This is a genomic window from Marinobacter sp. (genome assembly GCF_041687235.1).
In the GTDB taxonomy this organism is placed as follows: domain Bacteria; phylum Pseudomonadota; class Gammaproteobacteria; order Pseudomonadales; family Oleiphilaceae; genus Marinobacter.
Map to the genome: position 1 here is coordinate 113,191 of NZ_JAWLCH010000010.1, position 22,053 is coordinate 135,243.

The following is a 22,053-nucleotide window of genomic DNA, read 5'->3' on the forward strand; positions in this document are numbered from 1 at the left end:
TGTGTCGTCTTCTCGGAAAATCATCTTTCACGTACGGGATTCATTTATGGCGACGAGCGATCCGGCTAACGGAGCTGGTGCCGGTGGTAGTGGTAATGTAGACCAGATCCTGCAGACTGAAACCGGGGGCAGGGCGACTAGCGGGTACGCAGCGGTTATTCTGTTTATCATTCCCCTCATGTGGTCGCTGTTTCAGCTCTGGATTGCGTCACCGCTCCCCTACATTTTCAACTTTGCCATCTTCAATTCCACGGAAGCGCGTTCTATCCATCTCGCGTTTGCGGTTTTCCTGGCGTTTTCCGCCTTCCCCATGATCAAGGGACGGCACGTGAATGTCGTGCCCATCTACGACTGGATTCTGGCAATCGCTGCCGCTTTCTGCGCCTCGTATCTTTACGTTTTTTACCAGGAGCTTTCGACACGCCCCGGAGCCCCTATCACTCAGGATCTGTGGGTTGCGCTGGTCGGTCTCGTGCTGTTGCTGGAAGCAACCCGTCGCGCGCTGGGATTGCCGCTGACGATCGTCGCCGCTGTTTTCATAACGTATTCGATTGCCGGCCCCTACATGCCGGATGTGATTGCCCACAAGGGCGTGAGCCTGAGTAAGCTGGCCTCGCACCAATGGCTTGGCACCGAAGGTGTGTTTGGTGTGGCGCTCGGAGTTTCAACCAGTTTTGTCTTCCTGTTTGTTCTGTTCGGGGCTCTGCTGGAGCGTGCCGGGGCAGGCAATTATTTCATAAAAGTCGCCTACGCCATGTTGGGGCATATGCGCGGTGGCCCTGCCAAGGCAGCAGTGGTTTCCAGTGGTTTGAGTGGGGTAATCTCCGGCTCGTCCATTGCCAACGTGGTGACCACCGGTACCTTCACCATTCCGCTGATGAAGCGGGTCGGTTTCCCCGCAACCAAAGCGGGCGCTGTTGAAGTTGCGGCCTCGACAAACGGGCAGTTGACCCCGCCAATCATGGGTGCGGCAGCCTTCCTGATGGTTGAGTACGTTGGTATTTCCTATCTGGAAGTGATCAAGCACGCGATCTTGCCAGCCATGATCTCCTACGTGGCACTGATCTACATCGTGCATCTGGAAGCCTGCAAGCTGAACATGAAGGGCGTGGAGCGCCTGAATCGCCCGACCCTTGCTCAGAGAATGCTGAACTGGGTGGTGATCCTGATTGGGCTGATTGTACTGACTCTGGTGGTCTATTACGGCATTGGCTGGCTGAAGACGGTGCTCGGTGAGGCGGCGATCTGGGTTCTCGCCCCCCTGTTGTTGCTCGCCTATATCGGGCTGGTGGGCTATGCAACCCGCTTCCCGGAGCTCGAAGAGGACGATCCGGAGAAGGCTATGGGAGAGCTGCCCCCGGTCGGTCCGACTGTCAAGACCGGGCTCTACTTCCTTCTGCCCGTTGTGGTTCTGGTCTGGTGTCTGACAGTCGAGCGCTTCTCCCCGCAGCTTTCTGCGTTCTGGGCAACCCTGTTCATGATTTTTATCGTGATCACCCAGCGTCCTCTGAAAGCCTTTTTCTACAAGCACGGTGACCTGCTGGGTGCCTTCAGGACAGGCATTGTCGATCTTGCCCATTCTCTTGCTACCGGTGCCCGCAATATGGTCGGTATCGGCGTGGCCACCGCGACCGCGGGTATCGTAGTCGGCACGGTCACCCTGACAGGTATCGGTCTTGTGATGACCGAATTCGTCGAGTTCCTCTCCGGCGGAAACCTGTTGCTCATGCTGATTTTTACAGCGGTCATCAGTCTGATTCTGGGAATGGGGTTGCCAACCACGGCCAACTACATTGTCGTGTCTACCTTGATGGCACCAGTCATCGTGACTCTCGGTGCCCAGAACGGCCTGATCGTTCCGCTTATTGCGGTGCACCTGTTCGTGTTCTATTTCGGCATTCTGGCAGACGACACACCGCCCGTGGGGTTGGCGGCTTATGCCGCCGCGGCCATCTCCGGAGCCGATCCGATAAGAACGGGTATCCAGGGCTTCACCTACGATATTCGTACAGCCATTCTGCCGTTCATGTTCATTTTCAATACCCAGCTGCTGCTTATCGGTTTGACAGGTTGGTTTGACCTGTTGATCACCATCTTCAGCGCGGTCACCGCCATGCTGGTATTCTCGGCTGCGACCCAGGGCTTCTGGTTTACGAAGAGTCGCAAATGGGAGTCGCTGATTCTTATCCTGATTACATTCACCATGTTCCGGCCCGGTTTCTGGTGGGACATGATTTATCCGCCGACAGAGGATCGTCCGGGCAGTGAAATTATGGAGTATGTGGAGACGGTACCTGCAGACAAGTCAATCGTGCTCCAGGCCTCCGGTATGTCCATTGACGGTAATGACGTCACCACGTATCTGAAACTGGAAATCCCGGCCGGGGATAGTCCTGAGCAACGCCTGATGGAGGCCGGCCTCGAATTGAGTCAGGATGGTGACAGGATGCTGGTGGACTTCGTTGGCTTTGGCAGCCCTGCGGAGGACGCGGGTATTCAGTTTGGCTGGACAATCGACGCTGTGCAGGTGGAGCTTGATCGTCCGCCGAAAGAGCTCATGTTTATTCCCGCGCTGATTGTTCTCGGCCTGGTCGCCTTCGGTCAGTTGCGTCGGCGGGCCAGGGAGGAGGCCGCCGGCCAGCCGGCCTGATGCCACGCCTGTCCGTAAAAACCCGGCATTAACCTGTCGGGTTTTTTTCTGTTAGACTTCTCCCCGAAATGGCCCGCGGTTTGTGTCGCGCTGTGCCGTCACCATGTGGTCTCTGGTATAGATCACCGCTGAGAAATCAACAGGAGCTCCCCATGCCCGTCGTAACCCTGCCCGATGGCAGTCATCGTAGTTTTGCCGAACCCGTAACCGTTCATGATATCGCCGCCGATATTGGCGCCGGTCTTGCCAAGGCCGCCCTTGCCGGCAAGGTCGACGGCCAGCTCGTGGACACCAGCTATCGCATCGAAAACGATGCCGAACTGGCGATCGTGACTGAACGTGACGAAGAAGGCGTGGATATTATCCGCCATTCCACGGCCCACCTGATGGCTATGGCTGTCCAGGAACTGTTTCCCGGGGCACAGGTCACCATTGGTCCGGTCATCGACAATGGCTTCTACTACGACTTCAAGTACGACCGCCCGTTCACCAACGAGGATCTGGCGCGGATCGAGAAGCGCATGGAAGAGCTTGCCAAGCAGGACCTCCCGGTTTCCCGTTCCATCATGTCCCGGGATGAGGCAATCAAGCTATTTGAGGATATGGGTGAGGAGTACAAGGTACGAATCATTCAGGATATTCCCGGTGAAGAAGATCTGTCTTTCTACAGCCAGGGCGACTTTATCGACCTGTGTCGCGGCCCCCATGTCCCCAGCACCGGCAAGCTGAAGGCGTTCAAGCTCACCAAGGTGGCGGGTGCCTACTGGCGGGGTGATACAAGCAATGAACAGCTTCAGCGTGTGTACGGTACCGCCTGGGGCAACAAGAAGGATCTCAAGGCCTATCTGCACCGTCTGGAAGAAGCCGAGAAGCGTGACCACCGGAAGGTTGGCAAGAAGCTCGGACTGTTCCACATGCAGGAAGAAGCGCCAGGAATGGTGTTCTGGCACCCGGACGGCTGGTCGCTGTACCAGGAAGTTGAACAGTACATGCGCCGCAAGCAACAAGAGCATGGCTACAAGGAAATCAAGACGCCCCAGGTGGTGTCCAGGACCCTGTGGGAGAAATCAGGACACTGGGACAAGTTCAAGGACGACATGTTCACCACCGAGTCCGAGAAGCACGACTATGCGATCAAGCCCATGAACTGTCCCTGCCATGTGCAGGTATTCAATCAGGGGCTGAAGAGCTACAAGGATCTTCCACTGAGGCTGGCAGAGTTCGGTTCCTGCCACCGTAACGAAGCATCCGGGGCGCTCCACGGACTGATGCGTGTTCGTGGTTTTACCCAGGACGATGCCCATATCTTCTGCGAAGAAGACTCTATTCAGCAGGAAGTGTCGGCATTCATCGAAATGCTGCACGAAATCTACACAGACTTCGGGTTTACGGAGATCCTCTATAAGCTGTCAACCCGTCCGGAAAAGCGGGTTGGCTCCGATGAAGTCTGGGACAAGGCTGAAGCAGCACTGGAAGAGGCGTTGAATCGTGAGGGTGTAGACTGGGAATTGCTGCCGGGTGAGGGGGCTTTCTACGGACCCAAGATCGAGTTCTCCCTGAAAGACTGTATCGGACGGGTGTGGCAGTGTGGCACTATTCAGGTGGACTTCTCGATGCCGGGTCGCCTGGGGGCGCAGTATGTGGCCGATAATTCCGAGCGGAAAACGCCGGTCATGCTGCACAGGGCCGTATTGGGATCCTTTGAACGTTTCATTGGTATCCTGATTGAAGAATACGAAGGCGCATTCCCGACATGGCTGGCGCCGACTCAGGTAGCGATCCTCAATATTACCGATAATCAGCGTGATTATTGTCAGAATCTGGCGAAAAAGTGGGATTCTTTGGGCTATAGGGTTAATGCTGACTTGAGAAACGAGAAGATCGGCTTTAAAATCCGCGAGCATACTCTTAACAAGGTTCCCTACCTTGTCGTTGTCGGTGACAAAGAAGTCGACAACAACGCGGTTGCGGTGAGAACCCGCAAAGGCGAAGATTTGGGAACTTTATCGCTTGAAGCGTTTGAGCAACTCTTAAGTGAAGATGTTGAACGCAAGGGCAAAACAAAGACGGAGATCTGATTATTAAACAGCGAGCGAATCGGGGTGGGCGCACACCAAAGGCGCCTATCAATGAGAATATTGACGCAACCGAAGTCCGACTGATTGACGCAGAAGGCAATCAGGTCGGTGTAGTACCAATAGAGGATGCTCTCAAGCAAGCAGAAGAGGCATCTCTTGACCTGGTCCAGGTTACGGATTCCGATCCGATCGTCTGTAAAATAATGGACTACGGCAAGAAAATCTTCGACGAGAAGAAGGCCAAGGCGGCTGCGAAGAAAAAGCAGAAGCAGACGCAGGTCAAAGAGCTTAAGTTCCGTCCAGGAACTGAAGAAGGGGATTATCAGGTCAAACTACGCAACCTGATACGTTTCCTTGAAAACGGGGACCGCGGCAAAATCACGATCCGCTTCCGTGGCCGTGAGATGGCACACCAGGAAATTGGTATGCAGCTCATGCAGCGCATTGAGGCAGACGTGGAAGAGCTTGCCCAGGTAGAGATGCGGCCGAAGATGGAAGGCCGGCAGATGACCATGGTAGTGGCACCCCGCAAGAAGAAGTGAACCTGATCGGGTGCCTGTCCCCCGCGTATGCGGGGGATTTGTCGTTCAGGGGCACATCATTGTTTATTTAAAAATAGAATGCGGAGTTTTAAAAATGCCTAAGATGAAAACCAAAAGCGGAGCCACCAAGCGGTTCAAGAAAACCGCCACTGGCTTCAAGCACAAGCAGTCCTTCACCAGTCACATCCTGACCAAGAAGAGCCCGAAGCGTAAGCGTCAGCTGCGCGGCACCAAGCTCATCGCCAAGTCGGATGTTGCATCTATCAAGCGTATGACCGCGTGCTGATCCAGCCGCGCGCATCATTCCTTAGAAAGTAAAGGTAGAAGGATTAAAGTATGGCTCGTGTAAAACGTGGTGTGGTCGCACGCCGTCGTCACAAAAAGATTCTCAATCAGGCCAAAGGTTACTACGGCGCTCGTAGCCGGGTATTCCGTGTAGCCAAGCAAGCGGTTATCAAGGCCGGTCAGTACGCTTACCGTGACCGTCGTAACCGCAAGCGTGCTTTCCGCGCTCTGTGGATTGCCCGTATCAATGCTGGTGCCCGCGCTAACGGTCTGTCTTACAGCCGTCTGATCGCTGGTCTGAAAAAGGCTAACGTTGAAATCGATCGTAAGGTTCTGGCCGATCTGGCCATGAACGAGCAGCAGGCGTTTGCCGCTGTTGTTGAGAAGGCCAAAGCGTCCCTGTGATCGCTTAGCTCTTTCATCGATTGCTGATCGATATGGGCGCCTCATGCCATCATGACGGCGCCTCCTGATAGGGGAAGGGCACGCTCTTCCCCTATTTTTGTTTTTGAAGTTACGTTTTTAAGCACTTCCATTTCTGGTTTGGAGCAGGGTCAATGGAAAACCTGGAGCAACTGGTTCAGGACGGTCTGGCGGCAGTTGATAGCGCCGACAGCCTGCAGGCACTTGATCAAATTCGTGTGGAGTATCTTGGCAAGAAGGGTGTGATTACCCAGCAGGCGAAAACTCTGGGCAAGCTTTCCGCCGAGGAGCGCCCTGCTGCCGGCCAGAAAATCAATGAAGCCAAGGGGCAGGTGGAAGACGCCATCAATGCCCGGCGCAGCGACCTTGAGCGTGCCGCCATTGAGCAAAGACTGGCGAGCGAATCCATCGATGTGACCTTGCCTGGCCGTGGTCAGGATCTGGGTGGGTTGCACCCGGTTACCCGTACCCTGCAACGGATCGAGCATTTCTTTGCCCGGGCCGGCTATACCGTCGAGCAGGGGCCCGAAATCGAAGACGATTACCACAACTTCGAGGCTCTCAATATTCCGGGCCATCACCCGGCCCGTGCGATGCATGACACGTTCTATTTCAATCCGGGCACATTGCTGAGAACCCACACTTCGCCGGTCCAGATTCGCACCATGGAAGCGGGTAAGCCGCCCTTCCGGATGATCTGCCCGGGCCGGGTCTATCGCTGTGATTCCGATATGACCCATACCCCGATGTTCCACCAGGTGGAGGGGTTGCTGGTTGAGAAAAATGTGAGCTTTGCGGATCTTAAAAGCACGGTTGAAGAATTCCTGCGGGTGTTCTTCGAGCGGGACCTTCAGGTCCGCTTCCGGCCATCGTATTTCCCGTTTACCGAGCCCTCCGCGGAAGTGGACATTGAATGGGGCCGGGAAGCCGATGGCAGCATCAAGTGGCTGGAGGTCATGGGTTGCGGAATGGTGCACCCCAAGGTGTTTGAGTACTGTGGAATCGATGCCGAGGAATACCGTGGCTTTGCATTCGGCCTGGGTGTAGAGCGCCTGGCCATGCTTCGCTACGGCGTGAACGATCTGCGTATGTTCTTCGAAAATGATCTGCGCTTCCTGCGACAGTTCCGTTAACCGGCAAGATCACGGCATCCAATCAAACAGGCATAACCGCATCAGGACAAGGCAATAACCATGAAATTCAGTGAACAGTGGCTGCGCGAGTGGGTTAACCCGCAAATCGATACCCAGGAATTAATGGACCAGATCACCATGGCAGGTCTGGAAGTGGACGGTTTCGAGCCGGTGGCCGGTCAATTCAGCGGCGTGGTCGTTGGAGAAGTTCGGTCAGTAGGGCCACATCCTGACGCGGACAAGCTGCGGGTTTGCCAGGTCAGTGATGGTGCCTCCGAGGTTCAGGTGGTCTGTGGCGCTCCCAATGTCCGTGAAGGTATGAAGGTTCCTTTTGCCGTGGTAGGTGCGGTCTTGCCTGGTGATTTCAAAATCAAGAAGGCCAAACTTCGCGGTCAGCCCTCTGAGGGCATGCTTTGCTCGGAGTCTGAACTCGGGCTCTCCGATAATCACGATGGCCTGATGGAGCTTCCGGTGGACGCACCGGTGGGGCAGGACGTGGCCGATTACCTGAAGTTGAACGATGTCACCATCGATGTGGATCTGACTCCAAATCGCGCTGACTGCCTGTCTATTAAAGGTATTGCCCGTGAAGTGGGTGTTCTGAACAGCATGCTGGTCAACAGCCCCGCGATTGAGCCCGTGGAGTCGGTGCATTCCGAAGTGCCGGATATCCGGGTGGAGGCGCCGGCAGGCTGCCCACGGTATCTTGGGCGTATTCTCCGCAATGTGAACCTGCAGGCGGAATCGCCCCTGTGGATGCAGGAAAAGCTTCGCCGTTCAGGAATTCGCTCAATTGATGCCGCCGTGGATGTTACCAACTATGTCATGCTGGAGCTTGGCCAGCCCATGCACGCCTTTGATCGTGATGAAATTCACGGCGGTATTGTTGTCCGAATGGCGCGGATTGGGGAAAAGCTGGTTCTGCTGGATGGTCAGGAGGTTGAGCTTACCCAGGGCACCCTGGTAATTGCGGATCATGAAAAGCCGATCGCTATTGCCGGTGTCATGGGCGGTGAGCACTCCGGGGTCAGCCCGAAAACGCGGGATCTGGTTTTGGAGTCCGCCTATTTTGACCCGATTACCCTTGCCGGCAAAGCCCGCCACTATGGTTTGCACACAGACGCATCACACCGGTTTGAGCGGGGCGTCGATTACAAGCTGGCGCGGGACGCCATGGAACGTGCCACCCGGTTGCTGATGGACATTGTTGGTGGTGAGCCCGGCGAAATCGTGGAAGTTGCCAGCGATGAGGATATTCCCGAGGATCGGGTTGTCGACCTGCGAGCCCGTCGGCTTAATGATGTTCTGGGCATGGAAATTGATCGCACCACCGTAGAGGAGATCCTGACCCGCCTCGGCCTGCGGGTGGAAAAGCTCCTGAAAGACGGCTGGAGGGTCAGTGTGCCCAGCTTCCGTCCTGATATATCTATTGAAGAAGACCTGATTGAGGAAGTAGGGCGGATCTACGGTTACAACAATCTGCCGGTCACCGAGCCTACAGGCTCACTCGGTCTTCGATCGGAGCAGGAGGCTGTTCGCCCGGTCTCGGCGATCCGCAATTTCTTCGTGGATCACGGCTACCACGAGGCTGTGACCTACAGTTTTGTCGACCCGAAAATTCAGCAACTGGTGGATCCCGATCGTCAGGGCATTGCTCTTGCCAATCCGATTTCCTCGGATCTGTCGGTGATGCGAACCAGTCTCTGGAGTGGCCTGCTGAAAACTGTGGCCTATAACCAGAATCGCCAGCAGCCGCGTATCCGTCTTTTCGAAACCGGCCTGCGTTTCCTTCAGGAGGGCGAGCGGATTGATCAGCAGCCGATGCTTGCTGGCGTGGTTGTCGGCAGTCAGTATCCTGAAAACTGGGCGAACGGTCGCAGAACAGCGGATTTCTTTGATGTAAAAGGGGATTTGGAGAGTCTGTTCCGTTTGCTGGGCATCGAAATTCATTTCGTTGGAAGCCAGCACCCGGCTCTTCACCCAGGGCAGACGGCAGAACTGCTGCGTGACGGCGAACATGTAGGGTGGTTGGGCACGTTGCACCCGCAAGTTCAGAAAAATCTTGAACTTAATGGCACGATCCTGATGTTTGAGCTATTCTTGAATTCAATCGTTACCGGATATGTGCCTAATTTCAAAGAAATTTCAAAATTCCCGGAAGTTCGTCGGGATTTGGCTATTATTATCGGAAGCGAAGTAGCGTTCGCCGATGTGGAGCGTGTGGCAAGAAAGCATGCCGGTGAGCAGCTGACAGCGTTGCGTGCGTTCGATGTCTATGAAGGTGGGAGCCTGGGTGAGGGTAATCGAAGCCTGGCCCTGAGCCTGTTCTGGCAGCACCCCGAACGTACATTGAACGAGGATGAAGTGCATTCGCTCTTCAATGGTGTGATTGACGCATTGAAAGAAGAGCTGGGGGCAACACTGAGGAGTTGAGACATGGCGGCTTTGACAAAAGCGGAAATGGCAGAGCGGTTGTACGAGGAGTTGGGCCTGAACAAACGCGAAGCCAAGGAAATGGTAGAAGCTTTTTTCGACGAGATCAGAGGCGCTCTCAGCCATAACGAGCAGGTGAAGCTGTCGGGTTTCGGTAACTTTGATCTGCGGGACAAGAAGCAGCGGCCGGGGCGGAATCCGAAGACCGGTGAAGAGATTCCAATCAGTGCACGGCGTGTCGTTACGTTTCGCCCAGGGCAAAAACTAAAGCAAAAAGTAGAAGCGTATGCTGGAACCCAGTCATAACAACGAACTTCCCGCGATTCCCGGGAAGCGTTATTTCACCATAGGTGAGGTGGCGGAACTGTGTGCAGTGAAAGCGCACGTCCTGCGTTATTGGGAGCAGGAATTCCCGCAGCTGTCACCGGTAAAGCGTCGTGGCAACCGCCGGTATTATCAGCGCGCAGATGTGATTACCATACGCCAGATTCGCAGTCTGCTTTATGATCAGGGTTATACCATTGGTGGCGCCAAGCAAAAGCTCAGCAGTCACGAGGTTAAAGAGGATACCTCCCAGTACAAGCAACTGATTCGCCAGATGATTACGGAGCTTGAAGAAGTGCTTGAGGTACTGAACGCGCCGGTCAAATAGTGCCCCCGGAGCTTTGAAAAGAACCGGGATAGCGAGAAGCTGTCCCGGTTTTTTTATGCCTGTATGGTTACTGTTTTTTGCAGGTCTTGATGCCCAGCAGGGAATAGGCAGGGCAGTTGCCCACTGCCGCAGTAGCCAGAGGGATAATGCCAATCCAGCCCCAGGCGGTTTGTGGGCCTACAAACACAAGTGCCAGAAGTACAATACCCACGATGGCCCGAATGATGCGGTCTGCTGATCCCATATTGATGCTCATGATCCATTCTCCTTTGTTGGTATGAGGCGACAACATGAAGGTTAGCGTCTGCTCTTGGGACCAGTCAGTGATAAAGTCACACAGGCGTAGAATTGGTTAGCCACAGCCCTGTCACTTATCCATGGGAGTGCCCATGTTGCACCACAGCATTCTAGACACGTTGCCAGCAGATATTCGCGAAGATGCCCTGAGCAGTTTGCAGCCCCTTCAGTTCGAACAAGGCAAGATTCTCTTCCGTGCGGGCGACCCCTGCCAGGGGCTTCCTCTCGTGCTTAAAGGAACTGTGAAAGTCCAGATGACCGGTTTATCCGGCAACAGCATCGTGCTGTACAGGATGGGGGCAGATGACATCTGTACGCTGTCCATCGGCTGTTTGATGACCGGTGATGGTTTTCGTGCTGAAGCAGTGGTTGAGGACGATGCTGACGTTTTTATGGTGCCGAGGGGTTTGTTCGATCGGTTAATGGAGCAGTCCGCCAGTTTCCGGCTTGGCATCATGGAATCCTACGGGCGTCGACTGAATGATCTGATGTTGCTGGTGGAAGAAGTGGCTTTCCGACGCATGGACGAGCGACTTGTTCATTGGCTGGAGGCTAGGGCTGGACAGGGTGAGATTACCATTACGCATCAGGAGCTGGCCGTGGAGCTGGGAACCGCCAGGGAGGTGGTCAGCCGGCTTCTCAAGGAGCTTGAGCGCAAAGGCAGGCTTCGGCTTTCCCGTGGAAAGATTGAGTTCACCGGATCCTTTACTGGATAGATGTCAGAAAACAAAAAGCCCGGGCCGTTTGGCGCCCGGGCTTTTTGTCGGAATCTGGTCGGGACGGTAGGATTTGAACCTACGACCCCTTGCACCCCATGCAAGTTATAGAGCGTTTCAAGACAGCTCAAAAGCCCCCGAAAAGTACCCAGCCACCCCAGCATAAACCTTTGCAAATACTGGATTTAATACCTTTTCTGTGGTTCAATTTGTCTCATGTTGTTACGGGTTGTATTTTACGCCCCCAGCCCGCCCCCAGGTTTTTATCCGTCCCCAGTACGTCCCCAGAGCCGGGGGCGGAAATGAGAGAAAGGAGCGCAGGGCATGAACGAATTACCAAAGGTTGCCGGTAATGCAGACAAGTGTCTGAAGGATCTAAAGCCCGCCGGGAAGGATCAGTACATTAAGGATTCCAAGGTTGCCGGGTTGGTATTCCGTCTGACCAAAGGCGGGAAGAAAGTCTGGCAGTTACGCTATACGGTCAAGGTCGGGGATAAATGGAAGGACAGAAAAACCACCATTGCATCCTTTGACGATGGAACCGGGACTCATGTTGCCAGAGGATTGGCTGAAGATATGCGCGCCGCTATTCGGCAGGGTTGCGACCCAGTAGCAGAAAAGCAGGCCAAAGCAGAGCAGAGAAAAGCGGAAGAAATCCAGCGAGAGCAGGAAGCGTTAAACCGGGTGACAATGCAGGATCTGTTCGAGAGCTGGCAAAAAATGAAACTGCAAAACCCGAAGAATGGCCATAAAGATGGCGGGGCCATGGCTTCACACTGGATTGAAACAAAGGTATTGAGCAAATACGCGGATCTTGAAGTGTCCCGCTTTGGTGTGGCGGAGTTCCACAAAGTAGCAGACCCACTGCTAGAGAAAGGCCACAATCGCGCGGCCAATGTGTTGTTGGCCCTGACAAAGCAAATGATGGGCTTTGCCGTAACGCGGAGTTATATCGAATCCAACCCGCTGGCCCTTTTGAGCCGGGACGATATAGGGGGGCGTGATACAGAGCGCGACCGTGTTTTGTGTGAATATGAAGATCCCGACACCCACGAAACCGTGCCGGATGAGCTGGCGGAGCTATTCGAGAAACTGCCGGATTCCGGTTTGTCTGAAATGAGTCAAATTGCCGTTCACTTGTGTGTGGCTACCTGCTGCCGTATCGGGGAGCTATTGAAGGCTCGCTGGTCTGAAGTGGATCTGGTGGCGGGTGAATGGAAAATACCGGCGGATAACTCAAAAAACGGAAAGCCCCATTTGGTGAACCTGTCAGATTATGCACTGCAATACTTTGCCCGCCTGCATGAGCTTACAGGCGGTTTTGAATGGGCTTATCCCGCCAGCCGGGGTGATAGTCACATAGACCCCAAAACGGTCACAAAACAGATTGCAGACCGCCAGAGGGTAGACGGAAATCGTTATAAGGGGCGATCTAAAAAGAGTGATGCGTTGATTCTACCGCGCGGCAAATGGACGCCCCACGACTTGCGCCGGACAGGGGCCACAATGATGGCAGAGCAGGGAATGATGGGCGCTATTGTTGAGCGTTGCTTGAACCACACGGAAGCCAACAAGGTTAAGAGAATATACAACCGATACCAGCCACGGGAAGAAATGAAGCAAGCCTGGTATGTGTTGGGGGCAGAGCTGCAACGACTGGCAGGACTGGATGAACTACCGCTGGCGGAGTTGTGGAGGTCGGGCAAGGTGGCCAGCATTGGAGCCAGGCGGCAAGCCAGCTAACCATAACCAAAAGAAATATAGCCCCGGCCAAGTGTCGGGGTTTTTTATGCGTACCTGTAATCGCTACAGTTTCCGAGATAAGGAAAGGCGCTTATATATCAATCGCTTGAAGGTTTTTCCGTAGTCACTAGAGGTAGCGGGGGCGGTATAGGGGCGGAAACTGAAAGGCTGGCTAGATCAAAAAGTAGCAAAAAGGCTTTTGGATATACCTGATACGAAGGTATACTAATTGGCAATGCGTGAACTATAAACGCAGAGACACCCAAAATCAACAGGTGTACCACCACCTGAAGAGATTAGGGGAAACTTTGTACGCCAGACCAAGCCTGACGCTTTGTACGCACAATTCAAATGCTAAAGGTTGGTGATGAGAAAGGCAAAGAACAATAGGTTCTAAAAAGCTTTTTCTTATAACCATTTTGGTATGGCAGGCAAAAACAGGAGCATTTCCTATGTCTGCAACCCAAAACGCGGCAACCAACCGCACCACTGATAAATTACTGCGACCCTCTGAGGTTGCCTTCTGGCTGGGTATCAGTCGTGCCACGCTTCACCGGTACGAAAAGCAGCCAGGGTTCCCCGGAAAAATCCGCCTTAGTCCGCGCTGCGTCGGATTTTGGGAAAGCGATCTGGCCAACTGGCTGGAAGCGAGGGGGGCCGCATAATGACCACAAACAGAAACGCCCCCGTCACCGGGCAAGTGACAAAGGGCGCTAATCAAAACGACTCGATCCATTATAACCGCAATCAACCCCAGCCGCTATTCCCAGCCAATGGTAAGCATGCCCACCATGCCCGCGCTGCGTTAGTTTTGATGCTGAAGGGCGGTAAATGGGATCAGTACGAATACAACCGCCGGACGGGGTTCCCGTGTACGGATTACCGAACCAGAATTTCCGACCTCGGCAAAATGGGTTGGAAAATTGACCGTGAATTTCATTTGGGAATAGATCATGACGGTGCAATACGGAAATGCAAACACTATTGGCTGAAACCTGAAGCCATGCGGGAGCTTTTCGAACAATTCCCGGAGTTTGCAGAGCGTTGTCGTCTGCTTATGGATAAGGGGGTTGGCTATGCACAATAACCCCAAGGCAAAACTGACAGTTATCACGGCAAGCAGTCGAATCACGAAACACTATCACCTGAACGGCTCAGAGCTGGCCAAGTTGGGCGGTGGTGTTATGTCGTCTGGTCGTGCGGAAGTCGTCGAGGTCGACGGGCTGGAAGGTCTGGCGGATCTGCTAGCAACGCTCGGACCGAAACAGGCGCTTTGCTATGGCTCCCCGGAGCGGGAGCAAGCCAACGTCGTCACCTGGAAGAAATGGCAGGCGATGGGCAAGCCAGAGAACCCGATACCCAGGGTAAAGGAAACCTTTTTCTGGCCTGCTGGCTGTGGCGTAATGATGTTCGACTATGACCCGCCCAACAACGCGCAACCTCTCGACCGTAAAGGTCTGCTGGCTGCATTGTATGATGCATTGCCGGAGCTGGCGCGGGTGTCGTGTCTTTGGTTCCCGTCGTCGTCGAGCCATATCACCAATGAGCAGACCGGCGAGGATCTGACCGGGCTGAAAGGCCAGCGGCTTTATTTCATCGTGCAAAACGGCAGCGACATAGAGCGCGCCGGTAAGGATCTGCAAACCTATCTTTGGGCCGCTGGTCACGGTTACATCGTGGTCAGTGCCGCAGGCTCAAAGCTCAAGAGGACGGCGCTTGATTCTAGCGTATGGCAGACGAACCGACTCGACTTTGCCGCTGGTGCATCGTGTGACGCGCCATTGGTACAACGACGCGGGGGGCCGGTATTGATCGAGGGGGAGGTCGGGGTACTGGATACTCTGGCCATGATCCCGCCGCCTGACGACGAAACCCAGACCCGTTGCCAATTGCGAATTGAAGAATCAATGCAGGAGGCAGAAGAGGAGGCCACGATCGTCCGGCATGGCTACATCGAGTATATGGCTAGTAAGATTGCCGGAGAGCAGGCAGGTAGCGACGAGGAACACGAGGAACGGCTCGAACAGGCTCGTCGTTTGGTACAACGCGCGCTCAGTAACCAAACATTGGCCGGGGATTTTCCTCTGGTGGTCATTGATCCTGATGGCAGTCACAACGAGGTGACAGTCGGGCAGGTACTCGACAACCGGGAAACCTACCACGGACTAGCGACGTTAGACCCGATTGAACCGGATTACGATGGCCGCCGCGCTGTGGGCAAGCTGTATCTGATGAGTGCAACGCCTGGCATTAACTCGTTTGCCCATGGGGGCCGGTTTTACAAGCTGACCCGTCCGCCGGAAATGGTCGAGCTTGTACGCGGCAAGACTGTGGAAGGTGTCGAGCATGTACTCCGGCTGATGCGTCAATCCGCAGAGGTGTACGACTTTGGGGGGCCGCTGGTCGTTGTTGAGCAGGGCGAAGTTTACACGCTGGATAAACATAGCCTGATGCACTGGCTCGGAAATATGACCCAGTTCTGGCGGTGGTGCGGGCCGGAGGGAAAACAGTACCCAGTGCTGGAAGATCCGCCCATAAAGATTGCTGACCAACTGCTGGCACTCAACAAACGCCGCAAGCTCAAGCCGTTGGAGGCTGTGATAACCGCGCCGATCATCCGGCCTGATGGCTCACTGCTGACCCGTCCGGGGTTCGACTCACTGACTTGCCTGTTGCTGGACGTTAAAGAGGATGATCTTTATCCCGTCCCGCTTAAGCCAGCGAAAGAGGAAGTCGAGGCCGCACTCGAACGACTGATGAGGCCGTTCTCTGACTTCCCGTTGGTATCAAGTCTCGACAGGGCAGTTCTGCTGGCTGGCTTGCTGACCGCTGCTGTGCGTCCGGTCATTCCGACAGCCCCGGCGATAGGATTCGATGCGCCGGTTCAAGGTTCAGGCAAGACACTGCTGGCAAAGTGCCTGGCAGCGATTGCGAGCGGTAAGAGTGCAAAGGTGCAACCGCACTGTAAAGAGGAGGAGGAGATTCGGAAGCGCCTGATGACGGTTCTACTCGAATCACCCCGCGCGGTGGTCTGGGATAACGTCATTGGGACTTTTGACAGTGCCTCACTCGCTGGCCTGCTTACGTCGTCAACCTATACCGACCGCATACTCGGAGCTAGTAAGAGTGCAGACGTACCGAATAGGGCATTGTGGCTGCTTACAGGTAACAACCTATCACTAGCAGGAGATATGCCGCGCCGGGTTCTGAAATGTCGGATTGATCCCGAATCAGAGCGCCCGTTTGCTCGTCGTTTCGAGTTGGAACCGGAAAGCTATTGTCTCAAGAACCGCCAGCGTATGGTTGCCGACGCGCTGACCATAATACGGGGTTGGTTCTGTGCCGGTAGTCCCCAGGCATCCGGTCAAATGGCATCGTTCGAGCAATGGGACACGCTTGTCCGACAGCCAGTGGCATGGATTGCGCGGGAGCTAGACACGTTCGGAGAGTATGCCGACGTGATGCAGGCGGTCGACAATGCTCAGGCGCAAGACCCAGAACGTGAGGCGTGGGGGGATCTGTTGGAAGCATGGCACTCTGTATTCGGCAGCAAAGCCGTTACCTGTAGAGATGCACTGGAAGCCTGTAATGACTTTGGTGGGTTTGGTGCGAGCAATGAAAAACGGCGGCTTTCGGAGGCGTTGGAGGAATACCGTTACAGCAACAAACCGCTTAATTCAAAGTCATTGGCCAAGGCTCTGGGGTACAGAACTGACAGGCTCGTCGATGGCTTGAGAATGCGGGTTGTTGAATCAGCCGGTAAGCATTCCAACCGATGGAAAGTTGAAAGAATAACCCAACAGGGGGTTTAGGGGGTTTAGGGGGTTTGTTTCTACCGTCTGAGATTTCAAACCTACTTTTCTGACTGAATAAAGGAGGGGGTAATTAAACCCCCCAAACCCCTTAAACCCCTCCTTTCAACCATCGTCCCTGCCCACTAGCGGCAGAACTAAAGACAGGAGCATAAAACCATGAGCAAAAACCCGCGCAATTTCAGACAGGCCAGCCGATTGATTGTATCGGTGGAGGGTGAAACCGTGGCGGCAATTGATTCACTGATGAAGGACGGAAGAAATCACCGCCATAGAAACCGCTCGGAGTTTGTTCGACTGGCCATTGAGAGGGAGCTGAGGCGTTGTCAGGATGATGATTTTTTGACCAGTACACGCGCGGAAGGCTGATGATTTTTACACACGTACGCGCGCGAGAGATTGATGATTTACGGACACCTTAAAGGAAGGGGGTGATTATGAAAGGTTTACCCGAGATCATTACGCAAGGAAAGGAAAGGAAAGGTTGGTTCTGACGTTTTTTGGCGGTTATAAAAACCGGAAGCTCGTTAAGCCACCCGCTTTACGGAAAAGCTAAAGCGTCTATAGTGGGCGTGAAGTCAGCCGTTATTGGAGTTGAGCATCGTGAAAAAGATACTCGTTTTTATTGGAATATTCACATCCTTGGCGGGTTGCACATTTGCCCACATATCTTCAGTACCGATGCAGGTCGAGGGTGTTGGAAAAGTTTACCGGTACGAAGGAAGGTCGAATTTCTCGTACCAGCTAGCGAAAGCAGATGAAATGATGGCGTCAACGTGCAAAGAAGAAAATGGAGGATATCCAGTAATTGTTGATCTCAGCCAGAAGGATCTTGGTGTGGTGGTATTAGGCTCTGGTCAGTCCACCACTAACGTGAGTGCAAATTCTTATGGCAACAGCGTTTATGGAACCGCTACAACATCGTCCTATGGGTCTGCCAATGCAATGAGAAACCAGAATCAGGTCGTTCTATTCAAGTGTGAGACTGCGAGTGATTGATAATTTGGGCAGTGTCCATTAGCCCGTTCTGATGCAGGAACCTGAAATCACATTTGTTTTGCTTGCTGGCGCTCGGCCAACTACCCTTTTGGCTTAACCACCCACGGGAGAATGGCGTGAAATCATTATTAGTTTTTGTGTGTTTAGCGCTGCTGCCAGGTATCAATTTCGCCCAGGAATCAGAGGAATCAGAGGAGCTTGGGAATCTTGCCCAAAGTATGCTTGTAGTAGGCAAGATGACAGGTAACTGCGGAATATTGCATTTGCAGATCCAGTTTCAAGAAAACACTAAGCTTGAGGGAGGCGCTAAATTTATTACGCGATTTTGGACTGCTGAGGCAGCAAGGCTTGGAATGTCGCTTGAGGAATTTGGAAAGCAGTGTAATGAGGTCGTGGATAAATACGATGCATGGTTCGAGGCATTTGAATAGCTCCAGGGGGACGGCACCGCAGTCCCGCCATGAGACAGTGTGAAGCGTAAAAGACTGATGATTTCCGGACACGTTTACGCGCGAGGCTAGAATGTTCCCAAGACCTTTAGATGATTAGGGCTGCCCTCTTTGGTCCTTAAGGTTGCGGTAAGGCATTCTCCTCTGACGATTTTTCGCCCCCTTAAAGGGTTGAGGGTAAGCAGAGTAAGTTGGTCTGATGCTTTTTGGAAGCCATAAAGGGACCCTAACTTTACCCTAGGGTTTTAGGCTGATGATTTATCCCGCTTATAAAAGGCAATCCGCCCCGAGCCATAATCAAAACAGCTTTATACTGTATATGAATACAGTATAGTTGCGACATGGAATTCCGACGAAAGCACGGCATGATCTACAGCGAACTGGACGAACGGGCCACCTTTAACCCCGTGGGCATTGTCACGCGTGAGGGTATCGAGGACAGCTACTGGTTAGGCACAGTTGACCGGCGGGTTGTTCACCGCATACCTGATGCGAAAGGCGTTCTGCTGGATATAGAAAGCTGGCGCTGCATGATTCTTGATAGTTATCGCCGTTTGGGGCCGGGTGTTTATATGGTGGGATTACAGATCACAGGTTTAGGCGTTGCGGGGGTAATGAATGGGCGGGAGCCGCTGCTAAAAATCATCGAGCCGGAGCGGGACCGCTTGAACAGGAACAGGCCCGACCTTTAGCTTAGTCTATTGGCTGCACCATCCCTGCCGAGTCCCACCGTCATAGGGCCGCGCCAACCCTGCATTGATAAGAGCTTGCGCCAAGTTTTCGCCATCCACATAGACAACAGCCAGGATACGGAAGTATTTGCCGCGTTCTAATTCATCCAGCCGGATTGTTCTAGCGCCCCGCAACTTGGCAACCGTGAATTTCTTAGCCTTTCGAGCCTGCACCTTTTCCGATTCGCACTTGCCCCGAAGTTCTGGCGCGTCCACACCCTTTACCCTGATGGGCGCTCTTTCGCCAATGATGGGAGGCCAACCGGATATGTTTGCGCGAAACGTATCAGCGTCATAAATGGAGGTTACTTCAGACACGACAGCGGAGCCGTACTCAGCAAAGGCAGGTAGAGAAACCAACAGGAGCGCGATCAGCCGGAGTGCAATCATTGGGCAGTCTAAAGATTGGCTAAATAAAGGTGTCAGTCTCTCCCTGACAAGTCACACCACTGGGCAGGTGTCGCAACCGCTTGGCAATCCTTGCGAGCGGCTTTTATAAAGGCGATGGTTGAAAGGCGATCCGCCCCCATTACGCCCCTAGCGCTTAAACGAAAAAGGCCAACCCAGGAAGATTGGCCTATCTCGTTGATTCTATTGGTCGGGACGGTAGGATTTGAACCTACGACCCCTTGCACCCCATGCAAGTGCGCTACCAAGCTGCGCTACGCCCCGATTCGCTGCTGGCTACTGAGTGAAACTTGAGAGTATTCTCAGTGGCTTAGCGGGAGCGAAGTCTACACGAGCCCATGGAAAAAATAAACATCCAGAGACGATTTTGATGGTGGTTTTTTAGCGTAGCTTGGTCTCCCGGAGTTTCAGGATAAATTCCGGCGGCTCAAAGGTATCCGGGCGGGCGGATTCCCAGTACTTGTCGAACACAGTCAGCCCCGTTTTGCCTTCCAGCAGGGCGCCGGGTTCGAGGAACGGAAAGAGATCCAGGTAGGACTGCACCTCGGTTTTGGAGACCCGTCGCACGATGTGTTCGGGGCCAAGTTCCGAGGGGTGCCGGAGGCCGGATGCTTCCAGCAGGTTCTGCAGGGCATCCAGGGTGTTTTTATGGTAGTTGTAGACCCTCTGGCTCTTATACGCCACATCAAGCTTGTTGCCGCGACGAGGGTCCTGGGTGGCCACTCCGCTGGGGCAGCGCCCGGTGTGGCAATTGAGGGCCTGGATGCAGCCCAATGCGAACATATAGCCCCGGGCCGAGTTGCACCAGTCGGCCCCGAGGGCGAGGGTTCGGGCAATATTGAAAGCCGAGGTAATCTTGCCGGCAGCGCCAATGGCGATGTCTTCCCGAAGGTTGGTGCCCACAAGGGTGTTGTGGACCAGCAAGAGCGCTTCCGTCATCGGCATCCCCAACCGATTGATAAACTCCAGAGGGGCAGCACCCGTACCTCCTTCGCCGCCGTCGACAACGATAAAGTCAGGTTTTCTTCCGGTTTCGATCATCGCTTTGACAATGGCGAACCATTCCCAGGGATGACCAATGGCGAGCTTGAACCCTACAGGCTTGCCGCCAGACAGCTTCCGCAACCGGTCAATGAATTCGAGCATCTCAATCGGGGTTGAGAACGCCGAATGACTGGCCGGAGAGACGCAATCCTCGCCAACAGAAACTCCCCTTGCTTCGGCGATCTCAGGCGTAACCTTGGCACCAGGCAGAATCCCCCCATGGCCCGGTTTGGCGCCCTGGGATAGTTTGAGCTCTATCATTTTGACCTGCTCAAGCGCGGCATTCTTGCGAAACATATCATCGTTGAAGGAGCCATCTTTGTGTCGACAGCCGAAGTACCCGGAACCGATCTCCCAGACGAGGTCACCGCCGGGCTCACGGTGGTAACGGGAAATAGAGCCTTCGCCGGTGTCGTGGTAGAAGCCGCCCAGCCTGGCGCCATTATTGAGGCTCAGAATGGCGTTGGCCGAGAGTGAGCCGAAACTCATGGCGGAAATATTGAACACGCTCGCGCTGTAGGGTTTGTCACAGTTCTTGCCGATCAGTATCCGGAAATCACTGTTACTGAGGCGGGTAGGCACAAGAGAGTGGTTCATCCACTCGAAGCCCTCTTCGTACATGCCGAGCTGCGAACCGAAAGGACGTTTATCGAGAACGTTCTTGGCGCGCTGATAGACAATGGTTCGCTGTTCCCTGGAAAAAGGGCGTTCTTCTGTATCTGACTGGATGAAATATTGTCGGATTTCGGGCCCGATGGATTCGAGCAAATAACGGAAGTTGGCCATGATGGGGTAGTTGCGGCTAACGGTGTGCTTGCGCTGAAACAGGTCGTAGGTTCCCAGGGCTGAAAAAGCGCCGAAGACTACAGGGAACGCATAGTGCAACTCGGTGACGAGCACCAGCGCCAGCGAGACGAAGAAGCTGGCGATAGCGAGGGCATAGACGGTGTAACGCAGGGGGAAGGTCTTGGTTTTCTCCATGAATTCCTCGTTAGTTTTCGGGAAACCGGCAAGGCCGAGTAGGTTGTAGAGTATAGCGGTACGCCCGCGGATCCCGAATCAATTAGCCATGGCGTGGCTAGCCGGGTCAGGATCTTGGTCTATGCTTTAATTGATATTTCGCAAGTGACTCGTTTTTGATGTTTTGAGTTCAAAACATTATCATGACGTGCTTGTAACGTTTGAACTCCGATTCTGAATAAACGACTTATCAACCCAGGAGGCGCCATAACGTGGGCGAAGTAGTTAAAGACGAATATCAGACGGACTACGTGGCCGGCCAGGACAATATAAGACCGTTCGGGCTGGATCTCCACGCACCGGTATTTCCGATTACGGCGATACTGGTCGTTGCGTTTGTAATAGGGACCCTGATGTTCCCCGGGCCGGCGAAAGAGCTGCTCGACGGGACAAAGTGGGACATTATTGCGACGTTTGACTGGTTTTTCCTGATCAGTGCCAACATCTTCGTGGTGGTTTGCCTGGCCCTGATCTTCCTGCCGATGGGGAAAATCCGCATTGGCGGTCAGGATGCGAAGCCTGAATTCTCCACGCTGTCTTGGTTCTCAATGCTCTTTGCCGCGGGCATGGGTATCGGTCTCATGTTCTGGGCGGTTGCGGAGCCTGTGGCCTACTATACCGGCTGGTACGAGACGCCG

Annotated in this window: 22 protein-coding genes and 2 tRNA genes; 19 read left to right on the forward strand and 5 right to left on the reverse strand. The window is 54.1% G+C overall.

Annotation, left to right across the window (positions count from 1 at the left end; translation table 11 throughout):
* Window positions 1–46: 46 nt before the first annotated feature.
* From ACESMK_RS14460 to ACESMK_RS14500, 9 genes are all read left to right on the forward strand, one after another.
* Window positions 47–2,650 (forward strand): TRAP transporter permease, encoded by a 2,604-nt coding sequence (locus tag ACESMK_RS14460; RefSeq protein ID WP_373000145.1) that lies wholly within the window; start codon window positions 47–49, stop codon window positions 2,648–2,650.
* Window positions 2,651–2,802: 152 nt separating this feature from the next.
* Complete coding sequence (thrS, locus tag ACESMK_RS14465) at window positions 2,803–4,728, forward strand: threonine--tRNA ligase (protein WP_373000148.1); 1,926 nt, start codon at window positions 2,803–2,805, stop codon at window positions 4,726–4,728.
* Complete coding sequence (infC, locus tag ACESMK_RS14470; RefSeq protein WP_373000205.1) at window positions 4,725–5,270, forward strand: translation initiation factor IF-3; 546 nt, start codon at window positions 4,725–4,727, stop codon at window positions 5,268–5,270. The genes thrS and infC overlap by 4 nt, the downstream gene beginning before the upstream one ends.
* Before the next feature lie 94 nt (window positions 5,271–5,364).
* Window positions 5,365–5,556: a 50S ribosomal protein L35 gene (gene rpmI / locus ACESMK_RS14475; RefSeq protein WP_007151842.1), complete on the forward strand. Its 192-nt coding sequence runs from the start codon at window positions 5,365–5,367 to the stop codon at window positions 5,554–5,556.
* Window positions 5,557–5,606: 50 nt separating this feature from the next.
* Window positions 5,607–5,960: a 50S ribosomal protein L20 gene (gene rplT / locus ACESMK_RS14480; protein ID WP_008170485.1), complete on the forward strand. Its 354-nt coding sequence runs from the start codon at window positions 5,607–5,609 to the stop codon at window positions 5,958–5,960.
* A gap of 152 nt (window positions 5,961–6,112) precedes the next feature.
* A complete protein-coding gene (gene pheS, locus ACESMK_RS14485) occupies window positions 6,113–7,111 on the forward strand; it encodes a phenylalanine--tRNA ligase subunit alpha (protein WP_373000150.1) in 999 nt (332 codons plus the stop codon).
* A 60-nt stretch (window positions 7,112–7,171) separates the two neighbouring features.
* Complete coding sequence (pheT, locus tag ACESMK_RS14490; RefSeq protein ID WP_373000153.1) at window positions 7,172–9,544, forward strand: phenylalanine--tRNA ligase subunit beta; 2,373 nt, start codon at window positions 7,172–7,174, stop codon at window positions 9,542–9,544.
* A gap of 3 nt (window positions 9,545–9,547) precedes the next feature.
* On the forward strand, window positions 9,548–9,850 hold the full coding sequence (gene ihfA / locus ACESMK_RS14495) for an integration host factor subunit alpha (RefSeq protein WP_007151838.1): 303 nt from the start codon (window positions 9,548–9,550) through the stop codon (window positions 9,848–9,850).
* Window positions 9,831–10,196: a MerR family transcriptional regulator gene (locus ACESMK_RS14500; protein ID WP_373000156.1), complete on the forward strand. Its 366-nt coding sequence runs from the start codon at window positions 9,831–9,833 to the stop codon at window positions 10,194–10,196. The genes ihfA and ACESMK_RS14500 overlap by 20 nt, the downstream gene beginning before the upstream one ends.
* A gap of 67 nt (window positions 10,197–10,263) precedes the next feature.
* Here the strand turns inward: ACESMK_RS14500 and ACESMK_RS14505 are convergent, their stop codons facing one another.
* Window positions 10,264–10,452, reverse strand: a complete 189-nt coding sequence (locus ACESMK_RS14505; RefSeq protein ID WP_373000159.1) for a DUF2892 domain-containing protein — start codon at window positions 10,450–10,452, stop codon at window positions 10,264–10,266.
* Window positions 10,453–10,585: 133 nt separating this feature from the next.
* Here ACESMK_RS14505 and ACESMK_RS14510 point away from each other — a divergent pair, with 133 nt between their 5' ends.
* Window positions 10,586–11,209, forward strand: a complete 624-nt coding sequence (locus tag ACESMK_RS14510) for a Crp/Fnr family transcriptional regulator (protein WP_373000162.1) — start codon at window positions 10,586–10,588, stop codon at window positions 11,207–11,209.
* 55 nt (window positions 11,210–11,264) lie between these two features.
* Here ACESMK_RS14510 and ACESMK_RS14515 read toward each other — a convergent pair.
* Window positions 11,265–11,369, reverse strand: a tRNA-OTHER gene (locus tag ACESMK_RS14515).
* Between the two features lie 164 nt (window positions 11,370–11,533).
* On the opposite strand from ACESMK_RS14515, the gene ACESMK_RS14520 reads away from it, so the two are divergent.
* The 8 genes from ACESMK_RS14520 (at window position 11,534) to ACESMK_RS14555 (ending at window position 18,904) form a co-directional block, all read left to right on the forward strand.
* Complete coding sequence (locus tag ACESMK_RS14520; RefSeq protein WP_373000164.1) at window positions 11,534–12,952, forward strand: tyrosine-type recombinase/integrase; 1,419 nt, start codon at window positions 11,534–11,536, stop codon at window positions 12,950–12,952.
* Window positions 12,953–13,404: 452 nt separating this feature from the next.
* Window positions 13,405–13,617, forward strand: coding sequence for a helix-turn-helix transcriptional regulator (locus ACESMK_RS14525; RefSeq protein ID WP_373000168.1), 213 nt, complete (start codon window positions 13,405–13,407; stop codon window positions 13,615–13,617).
* Window positions 13,617–14,039 carry a hypothetical protein gene (locus ACESMK_RS14530; RefSeq protein WP_373000171.1) on the forward strand — a complete coding sequence of 141 codons (423 nt, stop codon included), beginning with the start codon at window positions 13,617–13,619 and terminating at the stop codon, window positions 14,037–14,039. The genes ACESMK_RS14525 and ACESMK_RS14530 overlap by 1 nt, the downstream gene beginning before the upstream one ends.
* Entirely contained in the window at window positions 14,029–16,764 is a 2,736-nt protein-coding gene (locus ACESMK_RS14535) for a hypothetical protein (protein WP_373000174.1), read from the forward strand. Before ACESMK_RS14530 ends, ACESMK_RS14535 begins: the two co-directional genes overlap by 11 nt.
* Window positions 16,765–16,923: 159 nt before the next feature.
* Entirely contained in the window at window positions 16,924–17,133 is a 210-nt protein-coding gene (locus ACESMK_RS14540; RefSeq protein ID WP_373000177.1) for a hypothetical protein, read from the forward strand.
* Window positions 17,134–17,367: 234 nt separating this feature from the next.
* Window positions 17,368–17,763, forward strand: coding sequence for a hypothetical protein (locus ACESMK_RS14545; protein ID WP_373000180.1), 396 nt, complete (start codon window positions 17,368–17,370; stop codon window positions 17,761–17,763).
* Window positions 17,764–17,879: 116 nt separating this feature from the next.
* On the forward strand, window positions 17,880–18,194 hold the full coding sequence (locus ACESMK_RS14550) for a hypothetical protein (protein ID WP_373000183.1): 315 nt from the start codon (window positions 17,880–17,882) through the stop codon (window positions 18,192–18,194).
* 383 nt (window positions 18,195–18,577) lie between these two features.
* Entirely contained in the window at window positions 18,578–18,904 is a 327-nt protein-coding gene (locus ACESMK_RS14555; protein WP_373000186.1) for a hypothetical protein, read from the forward strand.
* 6 nt (window positions 18,905–18,910) lie between these two features.
* Here ACESMK_RS14555 and ACESMK_RS14560 read toward each other — a convergent pair whose 3' ends face one another.
* The 3 genes from ACESMK_RS14560 to ACESMK_RS14570 all read right to left on the reverse strand — a co-directional run bounded on the left by ACESMK_RS14560 (window position 18,911) and on the right by ACESMK_RS14570 (window position 21,376).
* On the reverse strand, window positions 18,911–19,333 hold the full coding sequence (locus ACESMK_RS14560; RefSeq protein ID WP_373000189.1) for a thermonuclease family protein: 423 nt from the start codon (window positions 19,331–19,333) through the stop codon (window positions 18,911–18,913).
* A 205-nt stretch (window positions 19,334–19,538) separates the two neighbouring features.
* A tRNA-Pro gene (locus ACESMK_RS14565) sits at window positions 19,539–19,615 on the reverse strand.
* 117 nt (window positions 19,616–19,732) lie between these two features.
* Window positions 19,733–21,376 carry an FMN-binding glutamate synthase family protein gene (locus tag ACESMK_RS14570; RefSeq protein WP_373000193.1) on the reverse strand — a complete coding sequence of 548 codons (1,644 nt, stop codon included), beginning with the start codon at window positions 21,374–21,376 and terminating at the stop codon, window positions 19,733–19,735.
* Between the two features lie 251 nt (window positions 21,377–21,627).
* Here ACESMK_RS14570 and ACESMK_RS14575 point away from each other — a divergent pair.
* A partial coding sequence (locus ACESMK_RS14575) for a BCCT family transporter (RefSeq protein ID WP_373000196.1) occupies window positions 21,628–22,053 on the forward strand: 426 nt, incomplete at its 3' end.

Bases quoted from the DNA above. Each gene is read 5' to 3' on its own strand.
- ACESMK_RS14525 (WP_373000168.1), top strand. From the start codon at position 13,405: ATGTCTGCAACCCAAAACGCGGCAACCAACCGCACCACTGATAAATTA.
- ACESMK_RS14530 (WP_373000171.1), top strand. From the start codon at position 13,617: ATGACCACAAACAGAAACGCCCCCGTCACCGGGCAAGTGACAAAGGGC.
- ACESMK_RS14555 (WP_373000186.1), top strand. From the start codon at position 18,578: ATGATCTACAGCGAACTGGACGAACGGGCCACCTTTAACCCCGTGGGC.
- ACESMK_RS14510 (WP_373000162.1), top strand. From the start codon at position 10,586: ATGTTGCACCACAGCATTCTAGACACGTTGCCAGCAGATATTCGCGAA.
- pheT (WP_373000153.1), top strand. From the start codon at position 7,172: ATGAAATTCAGTGAACAGTGGCTGCGCGAGTGGGTTAACCCGCAAATC.
- ACESMK_RS14520 (WP_373000164.1), top strand. From the start codon at position 11,534: ATGAACGAATTACCAAAGGTTGCCGGTAATGCAGACAAGTGTCTGAAG.
- rplT (WP_008170485.1), top strand. From the start codon at position 5,607: ATGGCTCGTGTAAAACGTGGTGTGGTCGCACGCCGTCGTCACAAAAAG.
- thrS (WP_373000148.1), top strand. From the start codon at position 2,803: ATGCCCGTCGTAACCCTGCCCGATGGCAGTCATCGTAGTTTTGCCGAA.
- ACESMK_RS14560 (WP_373000189.1), bottom strand. From the start codon at position 19,333: ATGATTGCACTCCGGCTGATCGCGCTCCTGTTGGTTTCTCTACCTGCC.
- rpmI (WP_007151842.1), top strand. From the start codon at position 5,365: ATGCCTAAGATGAAAACCAAAAGCGGAGCCACCAAGCGGTTCAAGAAA.
- ACESMK_RS14505 (WP_373000159.1), bottom strand. From the start codon at position 10,452: ATGAGCATCAATATGGGATCAGCAGACCGCATCATTCGGGCCATCGTG.
- ACESMK_RS14500 (WP_373000156.1), top strand. From the start codon at position 9,831: ATGCTGGAACCCAGTCATAACAACGAACTTCCCGCGATTCCCGGGAAG.
- pheS (WP_373000150.1), top strand. From the start codon at position 6,113: ATGGAAAACCTGGAGCAACTGGTTCAGGACGGTCTGGCGGCAGTTGAT.
- ACESMK_RS14570 (WP_373000193.1), bottom strand. From the start codon at position 21,376: ATGGAGAAAACCAAGACCTTCCCCCTGCGTTACACCGTCTATGCCCTC.
- ihfA (WP_007151838.1), top strand. From the start codon at position 9,548: ATGGCGGCTTTGACAAAAGCGGAAATGGCAGAGCGGTTGTACGAGGAG.
- ACESMK_RS14540 (WP_373000177.1), top strand. From the start codon at position 16,924: ATGAGCAAAAACCCGCGCAATTTCAGACAGGCCAGCCGATTGATTGTA.
- ACESMK_RS14460 (WP_373000145.1), top strand. From the start codon at position 47: ATGGCGACGAGCGATCCGGCTAACGGAGCTGGTGCCGGTGGTAGTGGT.
- ACESMK_RS14535 (WP_373000174.1), top strand. From the start codon at position 14,029: ATGCACAATAACCCCAAGGCAAAACTGACAGTTATCACGGCAAGCAGT.